The sequence below is a fragment of the Rathayibacter sp. AY1B7 genome, assembly GCF_002932735.1.
In the GTDB taxonomy this organism is placed as follows: domain Bacteria; phylum Actinomycetota; class Actinomycetes; order Actinomycetales; family Microbacteriaceae; genus Rathayibacter.
Genome location: NZ_PSWK01000007.1, coordinates 62,673 through 78,899 on the forward strand (window position 1 = coordinate 62,673; position 16,227 = coordinate 78,899).

A 16,227-nucleotide genomic window follows, 5' to 3' on the forward strand; every position below is an offset into this window, starting at 1 on the left:
TAACGAGACCGCGTGCCGTACAAGGCGCTCTTCACTCCCCGCCGTTCACTCACCGAATGAGCGAACAAGCTGTGCCCGTCGACGTTCTGCGCGTGCACGGTGCGTCACCGCTGGCGCGATGATGTCGTGCTCGTCGTGGAGGGCGATCCGCGCGTGGTGTCGGTTAATCTCGTCGCTGTCCTCTGCGATGAGTTCGATTGCTCGTCTGGGTCGGTCGGCGCGGAATAGTACTGCCCAGCGCACCTCGACCGACCGGTCGCGCGCCAGCCGGAGCAACTGCTCGTCATTGGGGTACTGGAGTCCGCCCTCTGCGGCTCCGGCGCGGACGGCGCGATCGCGGTCGGTGATGAGACGCTCCATCTGTGTCAGGGAGATGCGGGGGTTGCGCGCGCACATGCCGCGGACAACCGGTGACGGGTCGGTGAGAAGCGACTCGAAGATCTCCAAGTCGTCGGTGGTCTGAGCCGTCCGGCCACGAGTCTCCCCGAAGGGATCCGCCGCGAGTGTTCTCTGTACCGCAAGGGCGAGCGACCTTTGGTCGTCGTCCGCGTACAGGTGGGCAAGGATCGCACGGACCCACTTGTCCGTTGATTTCGCCGCGATCTCGTGGAGTTGCGGGCGTTCACGAAGGCTGCTGGCGGCGGCGAGGCGCACGGCGTCGACGTCATCAGCGAGGAGACGCCCGATCGTCAGGTCATCCGCAGCGGCGTTCTCGGCAACAGCGATGCGCACCTGTTTCGACTCGTGCCCGGCGAGTGCCCGCAGGAGCACAGCGTCCACCGACGACTCTGCCCGAAACTTTGCCGAACGAATTGAGGGCATGACCACGATCATGTCAGCAGGCGTCGCGGTCGATGCGGGGGAACCAGTCCCGTACCAAGGCGGTAGGAGTTTCAGTCTCGATAGCCGATCGTGCACCGGACGGATTCGTTAGGGGTTCTCGCTCGCCGGCCCTTCTGTGTCAGCGAGGAAGGCGGCGGCGAGTCGAGCGACCTTCTGGCGGTATCGCTCGCCGGCTCCGATGCCTCGCGCGTCGAGCTCGTCATCGACCTCGACAAGCGGCTGCGCAGCTGCCGGTCCGTCGTGACCGATCCGGTCGTGCACCCAGGATGAGAAGGAGCGGAGATCCCAGTCGCCGGTGAGGAAACGACGGCATGCGACGCGCAGCGCGAGAAGCGGGATCTCCTCACCGTCCCGATCCAATGGCCGCGCGCCCGCTTCGATGAGTGCCGCCGAGCTGAGGTCGAAGACGTCGGCGGGAGTGGCGCTGGAGTAGAGGGACGCGAGAGCGACAAGGGACTCGCTGTCACTCCCTGCTGCGACGAGATTCGCTGCCAGAGCGATCACGTCTCGGGGCTGGACCAGCCCGAAGAAGAGAGCGGCTGTCGTTTCGCGCAGGGTCGGGATCGAAGGGTCATCACGGTCTTCTGCATCGTCCCGCATCCGACCTCCTCCGACCAGTCGCTCGCTGCCGCCCCGCGCTGCTGTCGCGGCGGCGGCGTCAGCGCGACTCGACACGTCGATCGGAACCGGTCGGTGACAGGTCGGCCCGTGGCTGAACCCGTGCTCGAGCTCGTAGACGCATTCCGAGCAGACGTGACCGCCGGCCGGTCCGGCATCCGCGACGTGCTCCACCCACGGGTGAGAGCACGCGCAACAGGCCTCAGCGAGCAGGGAGCGGAACCGAGCGCGGCGCGAACGGCGCGCGTCAGCTCGCGGGCGCCAACGCGAGAGGCCGAACATCCCGTGAGCGTAGCGAGCGCATCGCCACGCCGTCGCGCGCTCCGCCGTGCTTCCATCGCTTCTGGCGTCCCGTAAGGGGGTCGCTGAGCAGGAACTTCTCGAGTCCCGCGGTGCCGATGATCGGTGCCGTGTGGCGGTACCGTCGTTGCCCCTTTCGTAGAGGACCTCTGTGATCACCGTCAGCAGGTCAGGGTGAACCTGACGAGCTGGAGACCAACGCTCGTCGCAGTGATGGCAGCGAACGCGATGAGCGACGCCGCCGGACGAGACGGCACTCTGCGTCTCTTGGACAGCATGAGGATGCTAGATGCGCCGAGCGCCCAGGCAGGTGTGCTGAGTGCGGCGATGAGGAGCAGGACGGGTCCGCCTGTCGGAGGCGGTCCAGGGTCATCCATCTCCGCGAAGCCCATCAGCCCGGCGATGAGGATCGCTAGTCCCGAGAACGTCACGATTCCGAGGATCGCTGTGAGGAGGAGGGCGTAGGGGAGCGCGGTCGATGTGAGCGAACGCGCGGTCTTCGCCGCCGCATAGACGGATCCTCCGATAACGAGCAGGGCGCCGAGGTACCAGGCTGCTGCGCTCAGCGGGATCTCGCGCGGCCGGCAGTCCGTCATGGCTGGTGAGGCGAGGGTCAGCAAGCTCGCGCCGGCCTGAACGAGAAGCGCGGCGACAACGGTGAGAACAATCGCCGTCGCACCGGCGATCCGCCTCGCGCGCAACCGTGCATCGTTCTGCTGGTCGGTCATGGGCTCGAGGGTAGCTACCCCAGTCGGATAAAGAGGTCTAGTGGAGGCGGCCGCCCTCCATGGGACCGTCAACCATGCGTCCGGTAGGGGATGCTCCACCGCGACAGATCCACTGTCTTGACGCAGGCACGAACGTGCTCACTCATCGCCTCATCACCATTGACGGTCCCGTGAGGGATCCCTGGCCGGCTGATGAGGTCGTGCTGTGGCCGGATTTAGCTGGTGAGTTGGCGGACTTGTTCGATGGAGAGCTGGCGGTCGGCGTAGAGGACGATTCGAGCGGTCGGGTCCGGGCTGTGCGCATTCGGACCTTCCCACCTCCGCTGGAGGCCGAGTCGCTCGATGGTGCGGCGGGAGCGTGCGTTGCGTTCTGCGACGACCGCGGTGATGGGCAGCTCCGGTCGGAGTAAGTGGGCGAGTTCGATGCCGGTGAGGGCGACTTCCTGCGCGTAGCCCTTGCTCCAGTGGTCGGGGTGGAGGGTGAACGCCACGTTCCAGGCCGCGTCGGAGAGGAGGGTGCATCCGCCCATTCCGATCAGATCATGGTTGTCGGTGGGGGAGTCGCGCCGGCGGATCACCCAGCTGCTGAGTCCGTCTTGTGTCCACTGGGTCCTCCGGTACGCGATGACGGCCCGGGTCTGATCGGCGGAGAGATGGAGGAGGAGCGGATCTTCTTCCGCGATCCGCGGATCGGTGTAGAGGCGGGACAGCTCGTGGAGGTCGGTTTCGGCGGGCCGGCACAGTCGGAGTCGGTCGGTGAGCACGTCGAGGTTCTGTGGGGCGCAGGCCTGTCCGTCGCTCACGATCATGGGACGAGGATTCCACGTTCCGACCACTCGACCAGCGTTATGTGCGCGTGCGATCCGTCGCGGGAGGCCGCCCGTACGGGGACGGGCTAGCGGTCAGTCCTGCGCAGTGAACTCGATCTCGGGTGCTGCCCCGTCCGCCAGGAGGAAGTAGCCGATGAACACGACGTCTTCGCTCGTGGTGTCGAACTTGGAGACGATGACCCCGGCAGGCTCGTAGAAGACGTCGCCGGCGCGAAGGGTGGTTTGTGCCTCCTCACCGATCTGGAATGTGACCGACCCCCTTTCGATGGCTCCGAAGACAGGGCCGTTGTGAACGTGAGCACCGCCCTTCGTGCCAGCTGCGATTGAGATTCGGCGCACCTCGACGTGGGACACGTCCATGCCGCCTGCAAGCGACTGGTGGAGAAGAGTTGATCGAGTGATGGGCGATTCAGTCATGGTCACAGCCTGGTCGGACGGATCGCTCAGACGTGGGTCGTCGGACTCAGGAAATACGGCTCGCAATGTGCGGTTCTCGCCAACGGCCGCGTGGTCCGACACCCCCGCCGCTGCCGGAACTTGTCTCGATAGCCGATGGGCTAGCGCGTCAGACCCAGCGTTTCTCTGCAGACCTAAGTGCTCGTTCCGAGGGCTGCGGGGACAGCAGGTCACCGAGCTCGCGCTTCGCCTTCTGGTACCGACTGCGCGCCGTTGACGGCGGGACGGAGACGATCTGAGCTGCCTCGCTGAGAGAGAAGCCGTCCCAGTGCACCAGTCGCACGAGCTCTGCGAGCTCTGGAGCGAGCTTGTCCAGAGCTGCCCGTACGTCGAGGGCGATGTCGGAGGGTTCTGCGATCACGACGGTGGGGTCGATGGTGCCGCGGAGCTTCTCGGCGAGGAGGTCTTGGCGCCGGCGGGTCCTGCTGGTGTTCAGGACGACGTTCCGCGCGACCCCGAACAGCCAGAGGCGGGCGTCCTCGTCTGGCAGGGGCATGGATGACGATCGGCGCCACGCGATCGTCATTGTCTCGGAGAGCGCGTCGGGAGCGTCGTCGGCGCCGACTCGGCGTTCGAGGTAGTTCAGAAGGTCACGGGCTGTGGCGTCGAGGATCGTGACCACGCGATCGGCTCGGGTGTCGCGGCGGCTCACTGGGTGCGGTCTGCCTGGGTGAGGTCTGCGCAGTCGTCCTGGCTTCCGAAGGAGAGATCCGATCCGGTGACGGGATCGACCACTCCTCGATCTTCGAGCTCGTCCCAGACGACGTTGATGATCGCGCCCTCCACGGCTTGGCGGTACAGCTCATCTTCGGAGTACAACTCGGTCGCGGGCACCACGGTGTCGCCGTCGTCGCCGCGGACGGTCACGTCCCGGGCGACGATCCGAGCAAGCTCGCCGTCGACGTCCGCGAGGGCGAGCACGTCGGTGGTGCGAAGCACGTCCTGCATCTCCTTGATGTCCTCCGGGTCGCCTTCCTTGGCGACGCTTCGGAGCTCGCATTCTCTTCCGCTGGGCAGGGTGAAGTGGACAACGGAATCCGGATTCGCCACCCACGGCTCCCACCCCGAGAGCGTCGCTGCCGCTGCTGCACCCGTGCCGCCCAGCGTGAGAGCGACGACGGTCCCGATCACGAGCGCACGAGGCGTCGCCTGTCGCCTGCCGCGTCGCGCGTTCCACTCCGCTCCGCGAATCATCTCTCGAAGAGAGGAGTCGGAGACGGCTTCCGCCAGTGGGGTCGGCGGCGCCGATTCGTCCAGGAGCGCGTTCATCGCCCGATCGCTGCCCGCGTCGTGAGGTTCGGTGGTCATGATCTGCTCCTGTGCGCTCGAGTGGCCTTCACTCTGTACATGTCCGGCAGGACCCCGAATTGACGACGCGACGATGGAATCAGTCGAGAGTCTGTCCCGTAAGGGGATGGCCATCTGACGGAGCTAGACCTCGGCTTGGAGTTCCGACTTCAGCTGTTGTCGAAGTCGCGCGTATCGGGTCCGGATCGTGGAGGGGTTTTTCTCGAGGATGCGTGCGGCTTCTTCGAGGGTGAAGCCTTCCCAGTGGACCAAGCCGATGATGTCGCGATCAACGGCGGGCAACCTCTCGATGAGGTGGTGGAGGTGCGCGCTGATGTCGTCCAGCTGGTCGTGGGCCGGGTTGTGAACGACAATCTGGTCTCGGAGGCGGTCAACGAGGCTGGTTCGGCGGCGATTCGAGCGGTGGTGAGTAGCGAGGACTCGGCGTGCGACCCCGTAGATCCAGAGCGTCCCTTCGTTGCCGGCGGGTACGTCTTTCGCGCGGCGCCAGACGGTGAGCATGGTCTCGCTGAGGAGGTCGGGGGCGTCATCCAGGGGAGCTCGGCGGGAGAAGTAGCGCAGTAGCGGTTCCGCCTGGGCGAGAAGCAGGAGCTCCACCCGTCTGGCGCGCTCGTCGTCGCCTCGCCGCGTCGAGGAGGCTTTCGATGACAGCTGGTCGTCCAGGGTCACCGCAGTTCTCCTTCGCAGTCGGATTCGGCTCCGCTCAGCATGTCCTCGGGCACCAGTTCGTCGGGGACTTCGGCCCAGATCACCGTGGTCAGAGCCGCCCCGAACGAGAACTTGTCGAGGTTGGCCTGCGTGAGGCCGGCGGCCTCTTCGCTGTTCCGTGGGATGTAGGGATGTGCGAGGGCTTCTTCGTAGACGCGCTGGCCGATCCCTGACCAGTCGTGCTCAGCGATGAAGTCCTTTACCGCTGCCGGGTCGCTCGTGCCGCCGATGCCGGCCTCGACCGCGTAGTGACAGCTGACCTGTCGACCCGAGTCGGTCGTGTAGTTGATCGGGACGATCGCGTCCGCATCGAATCCCACGGTGAAGACGACGGCCCCGGCTGTCGTCGCGGCGAGGACACCGATCACGGGGAGGATTAGAAGCGGGCGACGCCACCACGGACGCCGTGGTGTCGCGCTCTCCGCGGTGGCGGACACCAGGTCCTCAATAACAGTGCGAGACGCGAGCCCACCTATCGGACTACGTCCCGAGCGGGCCAGGAACTCATCGAATCCGTCGTCGTCCATCGTTTCCTCCTCGAGCAGACCTTGCTCTTCACTATGGACATGGCCGGTCGGGCGCGGAACGTCTCAGGAACGCCGTCCAAGTTCTAAATGGTTGGCTTCCGCCGCGCGGCCGACGTCCCGTATGGGGATCGTTCACCGGTACACGCATGAGCGACACCGACCGCCGCGAAATGTAGAGATGATCGCTCTGTGGCGGTGTTCTGCGATCGCATTATGGCGGCAGAGAGCGCTCGTTTGGAGCACACCTCAACTTGGCGTCAGGCGGGCTCGCTTAGCGAGTTGTCTCGTCCATCGAGTCGGGAGCCTGCTCGGGAGAGATCTCTGCGTCTTCGTGGCGGGCATTGCGCAGGGGGGAGAGTGCGACGATGAGCGCGGCTCCGGTGAAGGCGATCGCCGCCGCTCCGATCGTCAGGTTGTAGCCCCAAGCCGTTACGAGGACGCCGGTCAACAGCGCACCGAAGAGAAACACGACGCGATTCGCTGTGCGGATGGTGGAGTTCATGCGGCCCTGGATCTCGTCGGGCGCGATCGCTTGCCGGTATCCCGTGTCGTTGGCATCCTCAATACCCATCGACAGCCCGTAGACGAACTGCACGGCGCAGACGACGGGAAGCAGGAGACCGAGGCCGCTGTCCACGTCGAGGGGAAGAACGGCGAGTGCCAGCCAGGGCAGGATGACGAGCGCACGGCCCAGCAGGATCGCACGACCCGCTCCGACCCGCGCCCCGACAGCAGGTGCGACGAGAGCTCCGAGGAGGCCACCGACGCCGCCGAACGCGAGCGAGACGCCGAACGCCCAAGCGGGCAGGGACAGCTCTCGGAGAACGAACACCGCGAACACCGTCGTCACGATGCTGTTGCCGAGGAACCAGGCGTGGACGGAGAGCGCGAGCGGCCGGAGGGTGCGGTGCCGGTAGGTGAATCGCATTCCGTCGAGGATGTCGTGACCGATGTGACGGCCTGGTGCGCGGCGATCGGGCCGGCGCTCCTCCACCTTGATGCGTGATTGCAGCACCGCCGACACCGCGTTGATGGCAGCGTCGAAGGCGAGCAGGAGTGGTGAGCCGATCAGGTTGAGCAGTGCTCCGCCGAGCGCGGGTCCTGCCGTTCCCGCCAGGGTCTCGCTCTGGCCCAGTCGCGCGTTGGCCATCACCAAGGACGACCGGGGAACGATCTGCGGGAGGAACGGCTGCGCGGCGGAGTCCGCGAACAAGGTCAGGACACCGAGCAGCAGGACTGCCGCGGCGAGTGACCAGAAGGTGAGCGCATCGAGAAGGAGAAGGACGGGGATCATTCCCAGAATCAGCGCACGCCCGATGCTGGTGACGACCAACGTCCGCTGGCGCCGCCACCGATCCATGAGCGCGCCCACGATCAGACCGAACAGCAGGTACGGCACTACGCCGAGCGCCGCGAGAATGCTGATCTCCGCAGGCGTTGCGTTCAGTACCGAGACGATCAGCACCTGGAACGCGACACCCGCGATCGCACTGCCGAAAGAGCGGATGGTCGTTGCGCTCCAGAACAGCGCGAAGGGCGGAAGGCCGAGCACTTCGCGCGGACCGTTCATCGGAACCCTCCGGGCAGCCGATCCATCTCTACGGTCCGCCGCGCATCAATCATTGGTGCCCCTCACGATTCAGTCCACTCTCCCAGAACAGCGGCCTGAGAGGATGTGGTGTCCGGTAGGGGATCGTTCAGCGAGACGTCCGCGAGCGGTGATGGAAGCCCGTGAGGGCACTCGGCTGGGACGGGGCTGACGTCGTTCGTGACTGGGTGCCGCGTCCGTGGAAGACGAAGCAGATGGCGGAAGCAACCTGCGCGAGGGGTGGCAAGTAGGCACAGGCGACGATGGCGACGATTTCCGCGCGCGTCGGCGTATCAGCGAGTTCAGCGATTATCGCGGCCCCGAGGAGCTGCGCGAGGAGCGATACTCCGATGATCCACAGGGCAGATTGTCGGAGGAGTCCTGCGCGCGTAGCGGCAATCGCACCGGCGAACGGTCCTGCGGTAGCGGCAATCAGGACTATGAGCGCGAGTGTCGTAGGAGTGAAGACCTGCACTTTTGGCCATGACAGGAGATACGTCGTTACCGACGCTCCGCACGCAACGGCGATGAGGGCGAGAGAAGCGACGCGATGCCCGCGGCGCAGCGCGATCGCCGCGGCGACGATCCATCCGATGGCGACGATCACACCGACGAAAGCGACAGCTCCTGACCAACCCAGCGCGATGGTTGCGACGTTGCCTGTTCGGGCCGCCAGCAATGCGAAGCGTGCTGGCACGTCGAGCACGGCAATGTACAGAACTGCCGCGATGGCGAATGTGATGCCGGTCGCTGTGGTCGGCAGGCGCGCTCGTCGGAACGGCGCGACGGCCGTCTCGAGGACGCCGGACCATGCGAGCGTTGCGCGGTCGACTCGAGAAGGGCCGAATCGACCCAACGCGTCGTCTCGGTCGAGGTAGGCGCTGATCGCCGACTCTGCGTTCCGTTCCCGCCACTCAGACGGATACCAGCGCAGGGAACGCCGGTAGGCGGTTGCGCCATTCATGCGGTCGCGCTTCGCCCGAGACCGCGCACGGCGCGAGCGGCGGCTCTCTCCATCACGGCGAGCCGCTCCGCATCTATGGCGAGTCGCGCGGAACCGGCATCGGTGAGTCGGAAGTAGCGCCGCGTACGACCGTTCACTTCCTCATCCCCGTCTGGACGAACGAGTCCCTGGCGCTCCAAGCGGTCTAGTGCGGCATAGAGAGTGGGGATCTTCAAGAGCATGGTGCCGTCTGACAGGCGTTGCACCTCGGAGACAATTCCATAGCCATGCGCTCGCCCCTGCGCCAGGACCGTCATGATCCATAGTCTCGGCTCTCGTATTTCCTCCACGGTGGCACCATACTCTATTTTGCAGAGTATCGTTGCTGCCGATCAAGCGTCTCACTGAGAGATCGCAGAACGGGCGGCTGGTCAGACGTTCGGGGCAGCGGCGTCAGCGCGACTCAACACGTCGATCGGAATCGGTCGATGACAAATCGGCCCGCTACTGAACTCATGCTCGAGCTCGTAGACGCACTCCGAGCAGACGGAGCTGCCGACCGCGCCGGCGTCCGCGAGGTGCTCTACCCAGGGGTGCGAGCACTCACCGCAGGCCTCAGCGAGTAAGACCCGGAACCGGGCGCGGCGCGAACGGCGAGCGTCAGCTCGCCGGTGCCACCGCGGAAGGCCGACCATCCCGTGAGCGTAGCGAGCGCGCCAGCAAGTAGTCGCGCGCGGCGCCTTATCCGCTCCGCCTCTGGTGTTCCGTTTGGGATCGCTGGCCGGGCGTCTGGGAGGATCAGCGCATGTTGCTGGACGCCGAGCTTGCCGCAGCGCTCGAGGCTGTCGGGATGCGGCGGCGTCATCCGGTTTCGGAGTACGACTACCGGATCGATGACGTGCGGCTGGTCGCTGGTCTGCTCGACTTTCGGCTTGTGCAGGTCGGCGGTCACACGGCTCGGATCAGGATCGCGTTGCCGTCGTCGGGAAATGATCAGCCCTGGATCTATGCCACCCCGCGAGATGCTGCGGACTGGACTTCGCAGCTGCTCGTGTGGATCGATGAAGAGGTGGGGACCGGTGGGCTTTCCGGCGGACGACTCCGAGTTGAGGAGGGCGGCGTGACGTACCTGGTTGTCGCGCCCTACGGCTGGCGGAGGGCCAGCGAGGAGGAGCACATAAGACTGCTTGACGGGACACGCGCGTAGAGGGCGTGCTTCCGCGGCTCGGAGGGGCGGATCAACCCCGGTAATCCAACCGTCCCGCATGGGGATGGTTGGCCGGGCGCCTAGACGTCTGCGGGCAGCGGTATCGTCCCGCGAAGCCTGTGGCGGTGAAGCTCGCACCGTCGATCATTACTCCGACGTTCGGGCCGGAGGACATCAGCGCGGGATGTTCCTACTGCGCTCGGAACTGGCGCTGGTCGCTGCAGTAGCAGTGATGGCCGCGAGCGGCTGTCCTGCGGAACGCTGCCGCCCGCGCCCGCGCGCGGCGCATCCCGCGCGCCGGGCTGGTGCGGGGAACGGCCCTCCCGCAGACGCCAACTTGCAGCTCGCTGCCACGAACACTGTCCCACTGATGATCTTCGAAGGGCATGCGTGTCCCGCTGCCAAGCCCGGGTGTCGGCAACACCCAGGGTTGTATTGCCGAGCTATGCGGAGTAGACCTAGACGTGCACGACGACCGCTCACAAGGGGGTGAGCGCGGGGACTTGGATGAAGGTCGTAATAGTCATGCACACCTCACGAAATCGGTCCGCTGGCAAAATCGCCACGGTGTTCGTTGCGCTCGTCCTGGGTACGGTTGTCGCACCTGCCGCTCAGGCTGACGTACCAGGACTGAACACTCATTCCTGCGACGGACAGACGTACGACCACTCGCTCGGCAGCTACAGCAACGACCAGGGGGACTTGCCGCTGCGTTGCGGAAATTCCCGGTTCGGACTGAATCACATCGTCGCTCGCGGCCACTTTGACGCGGACACCAACTTCGATATCCAGCAGACACTCAGCTACGGCCTCTACGCACCCGGGAGCTCAGGCTCTAAGACGCTCTACGACGCGAACTGCACACCCGTCTACTTCGTTCTCTTCGGATATAACGCCTACAACGGCTCCGATCCCCTCGCTAACCCCATCGGCATCGTCAACGCCTACAAAATCGACAGCACCATAAACACCCGATCTACCAGCAGCACCACCGCCGCACCCATCATCCAACCGCCCTACGGGACCGGATGCCCCGTCTACACCCCGATCGAGAACGATTGACCGACACCCGCGACCTCGCCGACGTCGTGGGGTGGATGCGCCGCCACTACTCCACCCCGTACGACGTCATCGCGGCTACCGCAACCCACAGCTCAAACGGATGGAGCGTTGACACAACCATTCGAGCTACACCCACCTCCACTGACGAGGTAGTGAATCTCGACCAGTGGGACCCTGCCGCAATCGATTCCCTGACCACCGGAGGCGACCTTGCAGTCGAAGCCTTCGCGCTAATCTTGCACGCCAACCTCATCGAATGGTGGGATACGGAACGACCGAAAACGTCGACGCGATACTGAACCACTAAACAATGTGACGAATCAAGCATAAGATCCGAGCAGACACCCCCTGCGAGGCGACGGACGGAAAGCAGCTGATTGCTCCGTTGAGCGGCTCTTCACCGGCACGCCGACAGCATCACGGGCCGCCGACCGACTCGACCCTTCCCTCGGCAGCTCCCAGAACCGCGCCACCCCGGGCACGCTGCTTCAACTTCGATCCCATCGCCAACACTCCGACTCACGGTGGTATTGCAACGACCGGCTGAACCCAAGTCCCCCTAACGGACACCTCCGGAGTAGATGAGGACAGCCGCTCCGGCGTCGAGGAACCTCTCCGGCCCCTGTTCGATGCGCGAGGATTTGGACATGCGTACCGATGGGGAATCGCTCTCCGCGTCGAGCGGGAGCCTCGCGCCCGCAGCGCGAGGCTCCTCTGACCCGGCCCGGCTCGAACGGGCTGCCACCCTCACCGTGCTGCGGGCAGGACACCCCCTTACTGGATTAGGGGTGCCTTGGGCGGGCGCATTCGACGGTAGTGCGGCGCGAGCCTCGGAGGGCTAGTGCGTCGATGCGTCCGGCGTCCGATGAGGGGTCGTCATCCGGCCGCCCAGGATGGCCGCGCATGAGACCGGAATCTCGCGGCGCTGTTTGTCGCAATAGACCCGCCCGATGAGATGCCCGATGGTGGGGCGTCAACTGACACTCTGAGCGCACGGTCGCTCGTGGGATACGCCCGCGTCTCAACCGACAAGCAGGATGCGACCGCTTAGCGGGACGCGCTCCGGGCGGCCGGCGTCCCATCCGATCGGATCTACGCCGACTTGGGTCTGACCGGCCGGAACCGCGAGCGTCCCGCGCTACGAGAGGCGCTGGCTGCGTGCAACGCCGGATCGACTCTGCTCGTGACGAAGCTCGACCGGCTCGCGCGGTCCATCACAGACCCTCGCGACATCGTTGATGAGCTGACCCGCCGCGGGGTGAAGCTCAGCATCGGGGGATCGGTCCACGATCCGGAGGATCCGATCGGCCGGCTGCTGTTCAACGTGCTCGCGATGGTCGCGGAGTTCGAGGGGGATCTGATTCGTGCCCGCACTCGTGAGGGGATGAAGGTCGCGAAGGCCAAGGGGCGTCTGCGTGGCCGTCAGCCGAAGCTGTCGCCGAAGATCGAGGCGCATCTGGTCGCAGAGCATCGTGCCGGGAACTGCACCGTTGCCGAGTTCGCGGCGGATTTCAAGGTCGCGCGGTCGACGGTCTATCGGGCGGTGCAGCGGGCTGATGCGCGCGCCGCTGGCGCTGTCGACCTGGCGCCGCCGACGGAGGGCGCATGATGTCGGGGGCGGAGAGGGTACCTGCGCTGGTGCCGGAGAGGGTGGAAGTGCTGCCCGGTTGGTCTGCGCTTACACGTGTTCTCAGCACCGGGTGGGGAACTCTCGCCCAGGCGATCGCCTGTATCTGGCTCTTCGTCGGGTTCGCGGTCCTTCCTCCGGGATCGCGTCTGCCCCTTTTCGTGCAGCTGGTGCTGTTCTTCGCCGCTCTCGCTTGGTCAGTGATCTGTCTCGCGATCGGCACGTCCAGGGTCACCGGTGAGAAGGAAGCCGGTTACACGACCCTGGGGCTCGGGCGCATCACGGTTCCTGCGGTTGATGCGAGAACGGGCGTCGTCCTGCGGGCGGCAGGCGAGCCGCACTGCCGACTCGTCGACCGGGTCCGGCACTCCACCGCCGACGCGTCCGCCCCTCAGTCGAACCGCGCGCCCTCCGGCCGCGGCGGCAGCACGAACAGGATCAGCAGGAACACGTAGCCGGCGATTGGCACGAGGATCGCGAGGATCCACAGCCCGCTGCGGTTCACGTCGTGCAGCCGCCGCCAGATCAGCGAGAGCGACGGGAGGAACGTCGCCAGGGCGATCGCGCCCGCGGCGAGCGACACCCAGAAGGTCTGGAACGGCGCGCCGCTCGGGTACGGGGTCAGCGTGAAGTCGAGGCGCCACGGACCGCCGTCGGCCAGTTGCAGCAGCCCTGTGAGGACGCTGCCGAGGAGGATGATCCACCAGTACTCGGCCCGGCTCGCCCTCCCGCGGAAGCGGAGGTAGTTGCCGAAGAAGCGGCGGAGCGCCGCCATCGGCGGAGCCCCGTAGTAGGGGAGGGCCAGCGGCGGCTCGAGGGTGCTCGGGCTCATCGGGTTCCGTCTCTCATCCCTCGACCGTATCCCCTGCTCCCCGCGGCGCAGCGTCGGCCGTGCGGACGACATCCCGGTGTTCGCGCCGGAGGAACGCCGCCGTGTCCACGAAGCCGGAGGCCGCCGTCTTCACAACGGAGGAAGAACGTTCCAGCTCGAGCGTGAACACGCGGATCGGCGCGCGCCGGAGCACGTTCTACCTCCGTCATGAACAGGATCAGCGAGTAGGAACCGCCTCCGCCCGCACCGCCGCCGTCGCCCGGGCGTCGACGATCAGGCTGACGACGAGCCCCACCGCGACGATGACGATCGCGACCCACGGCAGCACGTCGAGCCCGCTCGCGTCGATCGCCAGTCCGCCGACGACCGCGCCGCCGCCGATGCCGATGTTGAACGCCGTCGTCTGGAGCGCCGCGGCGAGGCTCCGCAGCTGGAAGGAGGAGGTGCGCAGCATCCGGGTCTGCAGCATCGCCGGGATGCCGCCGAACGCGATGTTCCAGACCACGGCGGCGACGACCACGGCCGTGGCGGCGCCGGTGCCCGCGGCGACGGCCAGGCCCGCGAGCGCCAGCACGACCGCGATCGCGGCGACCACGAAGCCCGAGCGGGGGAACCGGTCGGTCGCGAAGCCGGCCAGGACGAGTCCGACCGCCCCTGCGCCGCCGAACGCGAAGAGCACGAGCGGCACCGTGTCGGGGGCGAAGGAGGCGTTCTCGAGCCAGGGCGTGATGTAGGTCGAGAGGGTGTTCTGGCCGATCAGCACCAGCAGGATGACGACGCAGACGCCGATGATGCGGGGGAGCGTCCGGTCCTTCCGCGCCGGCAGGCGGATCTCGCCGGTCCGCAGCGGGATGTGGTGGTCGACCGCGGGCAGGAACTTCACCACGATCAGCGCGAGCACGAGCACGACGCCGCCGAGGATCGCGAAGGTGGGCCGCCAGCCGAACGCGTGCCCGAGCGCCGTGCCCAGGGGGACGCCGAGGACGAAGGCCGCGGATCCGCCGCCCGCCGTGATCGCGGTCGCGCGGCCGAGCTGCTCCGGAGCGACGAGGTGCGCGGAGTAGGCGGCGACGATCGCCCAGAAGAGGCCGTGGGCGAGCCCGCCGAGGATGCGCGCGCCGATGAGCAGCCCGAAGGTGGGGGCGAGCGCGGCGAGGACGTTGGCGACCGCGATGGTGCACAGCGCCACGAGGAGGAGGCTCTTGCGCGAGAAGCGCTGGGTCACCAGGGTCAGCGGAGTCGTCGCGACGACGACGGTCGCGGCGAAGATCGTGACGAGCTGGCCGGTGAGCGAGATGCTCACCCCGAGGTCGCGCGACATGTCGGGGATGAGCCCGGTCGGGAGGAACTCGCTCGTCACGGAGACGAAGACGGCGCCGGCGAGCGTGAGCAGGCCGATCCAGGGGAAGGCGGGGGCTTTCGCGGTGTCCTGAGGGTTCACGGTGTCCTGAGGTCGGGGGCGGGCGGGAGGGGGACGACCATCAAGCCTCGCACGCCCGCGCGGCGTCGGCGCGTGGGGGAGCCCACTGTCGTCCGGTGTTCAGCCGCGGAGGGGGGCACCGGCACGTCCGGGCCGCCGTGCCGGTCCTCCGAGCAGGCGCGGCGCCGGCTACCACAGCGCCGCCCGCCCGTGCACGGGGTGGCCCCGGAGGCGCGGCTCGCCTGGGATGGAGGGGAGCGGCCCGATCCGGGTGCCGCGGACGGAGGAGCCATGCCCGACCAGTACACGTTCACGAACCCCGCCACCCGGTACCCGGATGTGACTCCGCCGGTCCAGCAGCAGCCCGAGCCCGGGCTGCAGTCGCGGATGACCCCGGTGCCGGACCTCGGCGAGGAGAGCTACCGCGGCACCGGTCGGCTCGCGGGTCGCCGCGCGCTCATCACGGGAGCCGACTCCGGGATCGGCGCCGCCGTGGCCATCGCCTTCGCCCGCGAGGGGGCCGACGTCGCCCTCGCCTACCTCCCGAGCGAGGAGGAGGACGCGCAGCACGTGATCGGGCTGATCCGCGCGGAGGGGCGCACCGCCGTGCCGATCCCCGGCGATCTCACGAGTGCCGAGTACTGCACGCGGCTCGTGGCGGAGGCGGTCGAGGGCCTCGGCGGGCTCGACGCGGTGGTCAACGTGGCCGGGAAGCAGATCTGGAAGGAGGACCTGCTCGACATCACCGACGAGCAGTTCGAGGCGACCTTCGCGGTCAACGTCTTCGCTCCGTTCCGGATCATCCGCGCGGCCCTCCCGCACCTGCCCGCGGGCGCCACGATCATCAACACGGCGTCGGCGGAGGCGCACAAGCCCGCCCCCGACCGCCTCGACTACGCGATGACGAAGGGCGCGATCAACAACCTCTCGAAGGGCCTTGCGCAGCAGCTCGCCGCGAAGGGCATCCGCGTGAACGTCGTGGCGCCCGGCCCGACGTGGACCGCCTTGCAGGTGAGCGGCGGCGTCGACCCCGAGAGCCTGCCCGACTTCGGCTCCAGCGAGTCGCCGATGGGCCGTGCCGCCCAGCCCGCCGAGCAGGCCCCGGCCTACGTGTTCCTCGCGTCCGCCGAGTCGAGCTTCGTCGCCGGCGAGACCCTCAACGTGAACGGCGGCATGGTCTCGCCCTGACTCGTCGCGGCGCCGCCGCTCGCTGGTGTGCTGCCGAGACGC

General features: G+C 67.1%; 17 protein-coding genes and 1 pseudogene. 4 read left to right on the plus strand and 14 right to left on the minus strand.

What is annotated here, in order from left to right:
- Positions 1-45: 45 nt before the first annotated feature.
- The 12 genes from C5C95_RS05780 to C5C95_RS17945 form a co-directional block, all read right to left on the minus strand.
- Positions 46-834: a hypothetical protein gene (locus tag C5C95_RS05780; RefSeq protein ID WP_104308778.1), complete on the minus strand. Its 789-nt coding sequence runs from the start codon at positions 832-834 to the stop codon at positions 46-48.
- A gap of 96 nt (positions 835-930) precedes the next feature.
- The gene (locus C5C95_RS05785) at positions 931-1,443 is read right to left on the minus strand and encodes a hypothetical protein (RefSeq protein WP_104223346.1); all 513 of its coding nucleotides are present in this window, start codon (positions 1,441-1,443) and stop codon (positions 931-933) included.
- A gap of 479 nt (positions 1,444-1,922) precedes the next feature.
- The gene (locus C5C95_RS05790; RefSeq protein ID WP_104226389.1) at positions 1,923-2,489 is read right to left on the minus strand and encodes a hypothetical protein; all 567 of its coding nucleotides are present in this window, start codon (positions 2,487-2,489) and stop codon (positions 1,923-1,925) included.
- Between the two features lie 215 nt (positions 2,490-2,704).
- Positions 2,705-3,298, minus strand: a complete 594-nt coding sequence (locus C5C95_RS05795; RefSeq protein ID WP_104324011.1) for a GNAT family N-acetyltransferase — start codon at positions 3,296-3,298, stop codon at positions 2,705-2,707.
- Positions 3,299-3,391: 93 nt separating this feature from the next.
- Entirely contained in the window at positions 3,392-3,736 is a 345-nt protein-coding gene (locus C5C95_RS05800; protein ID WP_146076923.1) for a cupin domain-containing protein, read from the minus strand.
- 148 nt (positions 3,737-3,884) lie between these two features.
- Positions 3,885-4,397, minus strand: coding sequence for an RNA polymerase sigma factor (locus tag C5C95_RS05805; protein ID WP_146078957.1), 513 nt, complete (start codon positions 4,395-4,397; stop codon positions 3,885-3,887).
- Positions 4,398-4,423: 26 nt separating this feature from the next.
- Positions 4,424-5,044, minus strand: coding sequence for a hypothetical protein (locus C5C95_RS05810; protein WP_146076921.1), 621 nt, complete (start codon positions 5,042-5,044; stop codon positions 4,424-4,426).
- 162 nt (positions 5,045-5,206) lie between these two features.
- On the minus strand, positions 5,207-5,752 hold the full coding sequence (locus C5C95_RS05815; RefSeq protein WP_181065503.1) for an RNA polymerase sigma factor: 546 nt from the start codon (positions 5,750-5,752) through the stop codon (positions 5,207-5,209).
- Positions 5,749-6,318 (minus strand): hypothetical protein, encoded by a 570-nt coding sequence (locus C5C95_RS17375; protein WP_181125583.1) that lies wholly within the window; start codon positions 6,316-6,318, stop codon positions 5,749-5,751. The genes C5C95_RS05815 and C5C95_RS17375 overlap by 4 nt, the downstream gene beginning before the upstream one ends.
- Before the next feature lie 271 nt (positions 6,319-6,589).
- Entirely contained in the window at positions 6,590-7,888 is a 1,299-nt protein-coding gene (locus tag C5C95_RS05820) for an MFS transporter (protein ID WP_104324012.1), read from the minus strand.
- Between the two features lie 127 nt (positions 7,889-8,015).
- Complete coding sequence (locus tag C5C95_RS17105; protein ID WP_146087058.1) at positions 8,016-8,870, minus strand: NAD(P)(+) transhydrogenase (Re/Si-specific) subunit beta; 855 nt, start codon at positions 8,868-8,870, stop codon at positions 8,016-8,018.
- Positions 8,867-9,166, minus strand: a complete 300-nt coding sequence (locus C5C95_RS17945; RefSeq protein ID WP_104223338.1) for a PadR family transcriptional regulator — start codon at positions 9,164-9,166, stop codon at positions 8,867-8,869. The genes C5C95_RS17105 and C5C95_RS17945 overlap by 4 nt, the downstream gene beginning before the upstream one ends.
- A 488-nt stretch (positions 9,167-9,654) precedes the next feature.
- Here C5C95_RS17945 and C5C95_RS05835 point away from each other — a divergent pair, with 488 nt between their 5' ends.
- The 3 genes and pseudogenes from C5C95_RS05835 (at position 9,655) to C5C95_RS05845 (ending at position 12,727) form a co-directional block, all read left to right on the plus strand.
- Positions 9,655-10,056: a hypothetical protein gene (locus C5C95_RS05835; protein WP_104223337.1), complete on the plus strand. Its 402-nt coding sequence runs from the start codon at positions 9,655-9,657 to the stop codon at positions 10,054-10,056.
- Positions 10,057-10,581: 525 nt separating this feature from the next.
- Entirely contained in the window at positions 10,582-11,118 is a 537-nt protein-coding gene (locus tag C5C95_RS05840; protein ID WP_146087059.1) for a hypothetical protein, read from the plus strand.
- A 955-nt stretch (positions 11,119-12,073) separates the two neighbouring features.
- A pseudogene (locus C5C95_RS05845) lies at positions 12,074-12,727 on the plus strand (recombinase family protein).
- Positions 12,728-13,136: 409 nt separating this feature from the next.
- Here C5C95_RS05845 and C5C95_RS05855 read toward each other — a convergent pair.
- Positions 13,137-13,577: a DUF805 domain-containing protein gene (locus C5C95_RS05855; RefSeq protein ID WP_181065714.1), complete on the minus strand. Its 441-nt coding sequence runs from the start codon at positions 13,575-13,577 to the stop codon at positions 13,137-13,139.
- Between the two features lie 217 nt (positions 13,578-13,794).
- Positions 13,795-15,018 (minus strand): MFS transporter, encoded by a 1,224-nt coding sequence (locus C5C95_RS05860; protein WP_104223333.1) that lies wholly within the window; start codon positions 15,016-15,018, stop codon positions 13,795-13,797.
- A gap of 270 nt (positions 15,019-15,288) precedes the next feature.
- Here C5C95_RS05860 and C5C95_RS05865 point away from each other — a divergent pair, with 270 nt between their 5' ends.
- A complete protein-coding gene (locus C5C95_RS05865) occupies positions 15,289-16,185 on the plus strand; it encodes an SDR family oxidoreductase (RefSeq protein WP_104263331.1) in 897 nt (298 codons plus the stop codon).
- Positions 16,186-16,227: the final 42 nt, after the last annotated feature.

Excerpts from the sequence above, each read along its gene's own strand:
- C5C95_RS17375 (WP_181125583.1), bottom strand. The coding sequence starts at position 6,318 with ATGGACGACGACGGATTCGATGAGTTCCTGGCCCGCTCGGGACGTAGT.
- C5C95_RS05810 (WP_146076921.1), bottom strand. The coding sequence starts at position 5,044 with ATGAACGCGCTCCTGGACGAATCGGCGCCGCCGACCCCACTGGCGGAA.
- C5C95_RS05865 (WP_104263331.1), top strand. The coding sequence starts at position 15,289 with ATGCCCGACCAGTACACGTTCACGAACCCCGCCACCCGGTACCCGGAT.
- C5C95_RS05855 (WP_181065714.1), bottom strand. The coding sequence starts at position 13,577 with ATGAGCCCGAGCACCCTCGAGCCGCCGCTGGCCCTCCCCTACTACGGG.
- C5C95_RS17105 (WP_146087058.1), bottom strand. The coding sequence starts at position 8,870 with ATGAATGGCGCAACCGCCTACCGGCGTTCCCTGCGCTGGTATCCGTCT.
- C5C95_RS05835 (WP_104223337.1), top strand. The coding sequence starts at position 9,655 with ATGTTGCTGGACGCCGAGCTTGCCGCAGCGCTCGAGGCTGTCGGGATG.
- C5C95_RS05800 (WP_146076923.1), bottom strand. The coding sequence starts at position 3,736 with ATGACTGAATCGCCCATCACTCGATCAACTCTTCTCCACCAGTCGCTT.
- C5C95_RS05785 (WP_104223346.1), bottom strand. The coding sequence starts at position 1,443 with ATGCGGGACGATGCAGAAGACCGTGATGACCCTTCGATCCCGACCCTG.
- C5C95_RS05790 (WP_104226389.1), bottom strand. The coding sequence starts at position 2,489 with ATGACCGACCAGCAGAACGATGCACGGTTGCGCGCGAGGCGGATCGCC.
- C5C95_RS05795 (WP_104324011.1), bottom strand. The coding sequence starts at position 3,298 with ATGATCGTGAGCGACGGACAGGCCTGCGCCCCACAGAACCTCGACGTG.
- C5C95_RS05780 (WP_104308778.1), bottom strand. The coding sequence starts at position 834 with ATGATCGTGGTCATGCCCTCAATTCGTTCGGCAAAGTTTCGGGCAGAG.
- C5C95_RS05840 (WP_146087059.1), top strand. The coding sequence starts at position 10,582 with ATGCACACCTCACGAAATCGGTCCGCTGGCAAAATCGCCACGGTGTTC.
- C5C95_RS05820 (WP_104324012.1), bottom strand. The coding sequence starts at position 7,888 with ATGAACGGTCCGCGCGAAGTGCTCGGCCTTCCGCCCTTCGCGCTGTTC.
- C5C95_RS17945 (WP_104223338.1), bottom strand. The coding sequence starts at position 9,166 with ATGACGGTCCTGGCGCAGGGGCGAGCGCATGGCTATGGAATTGTCTCC.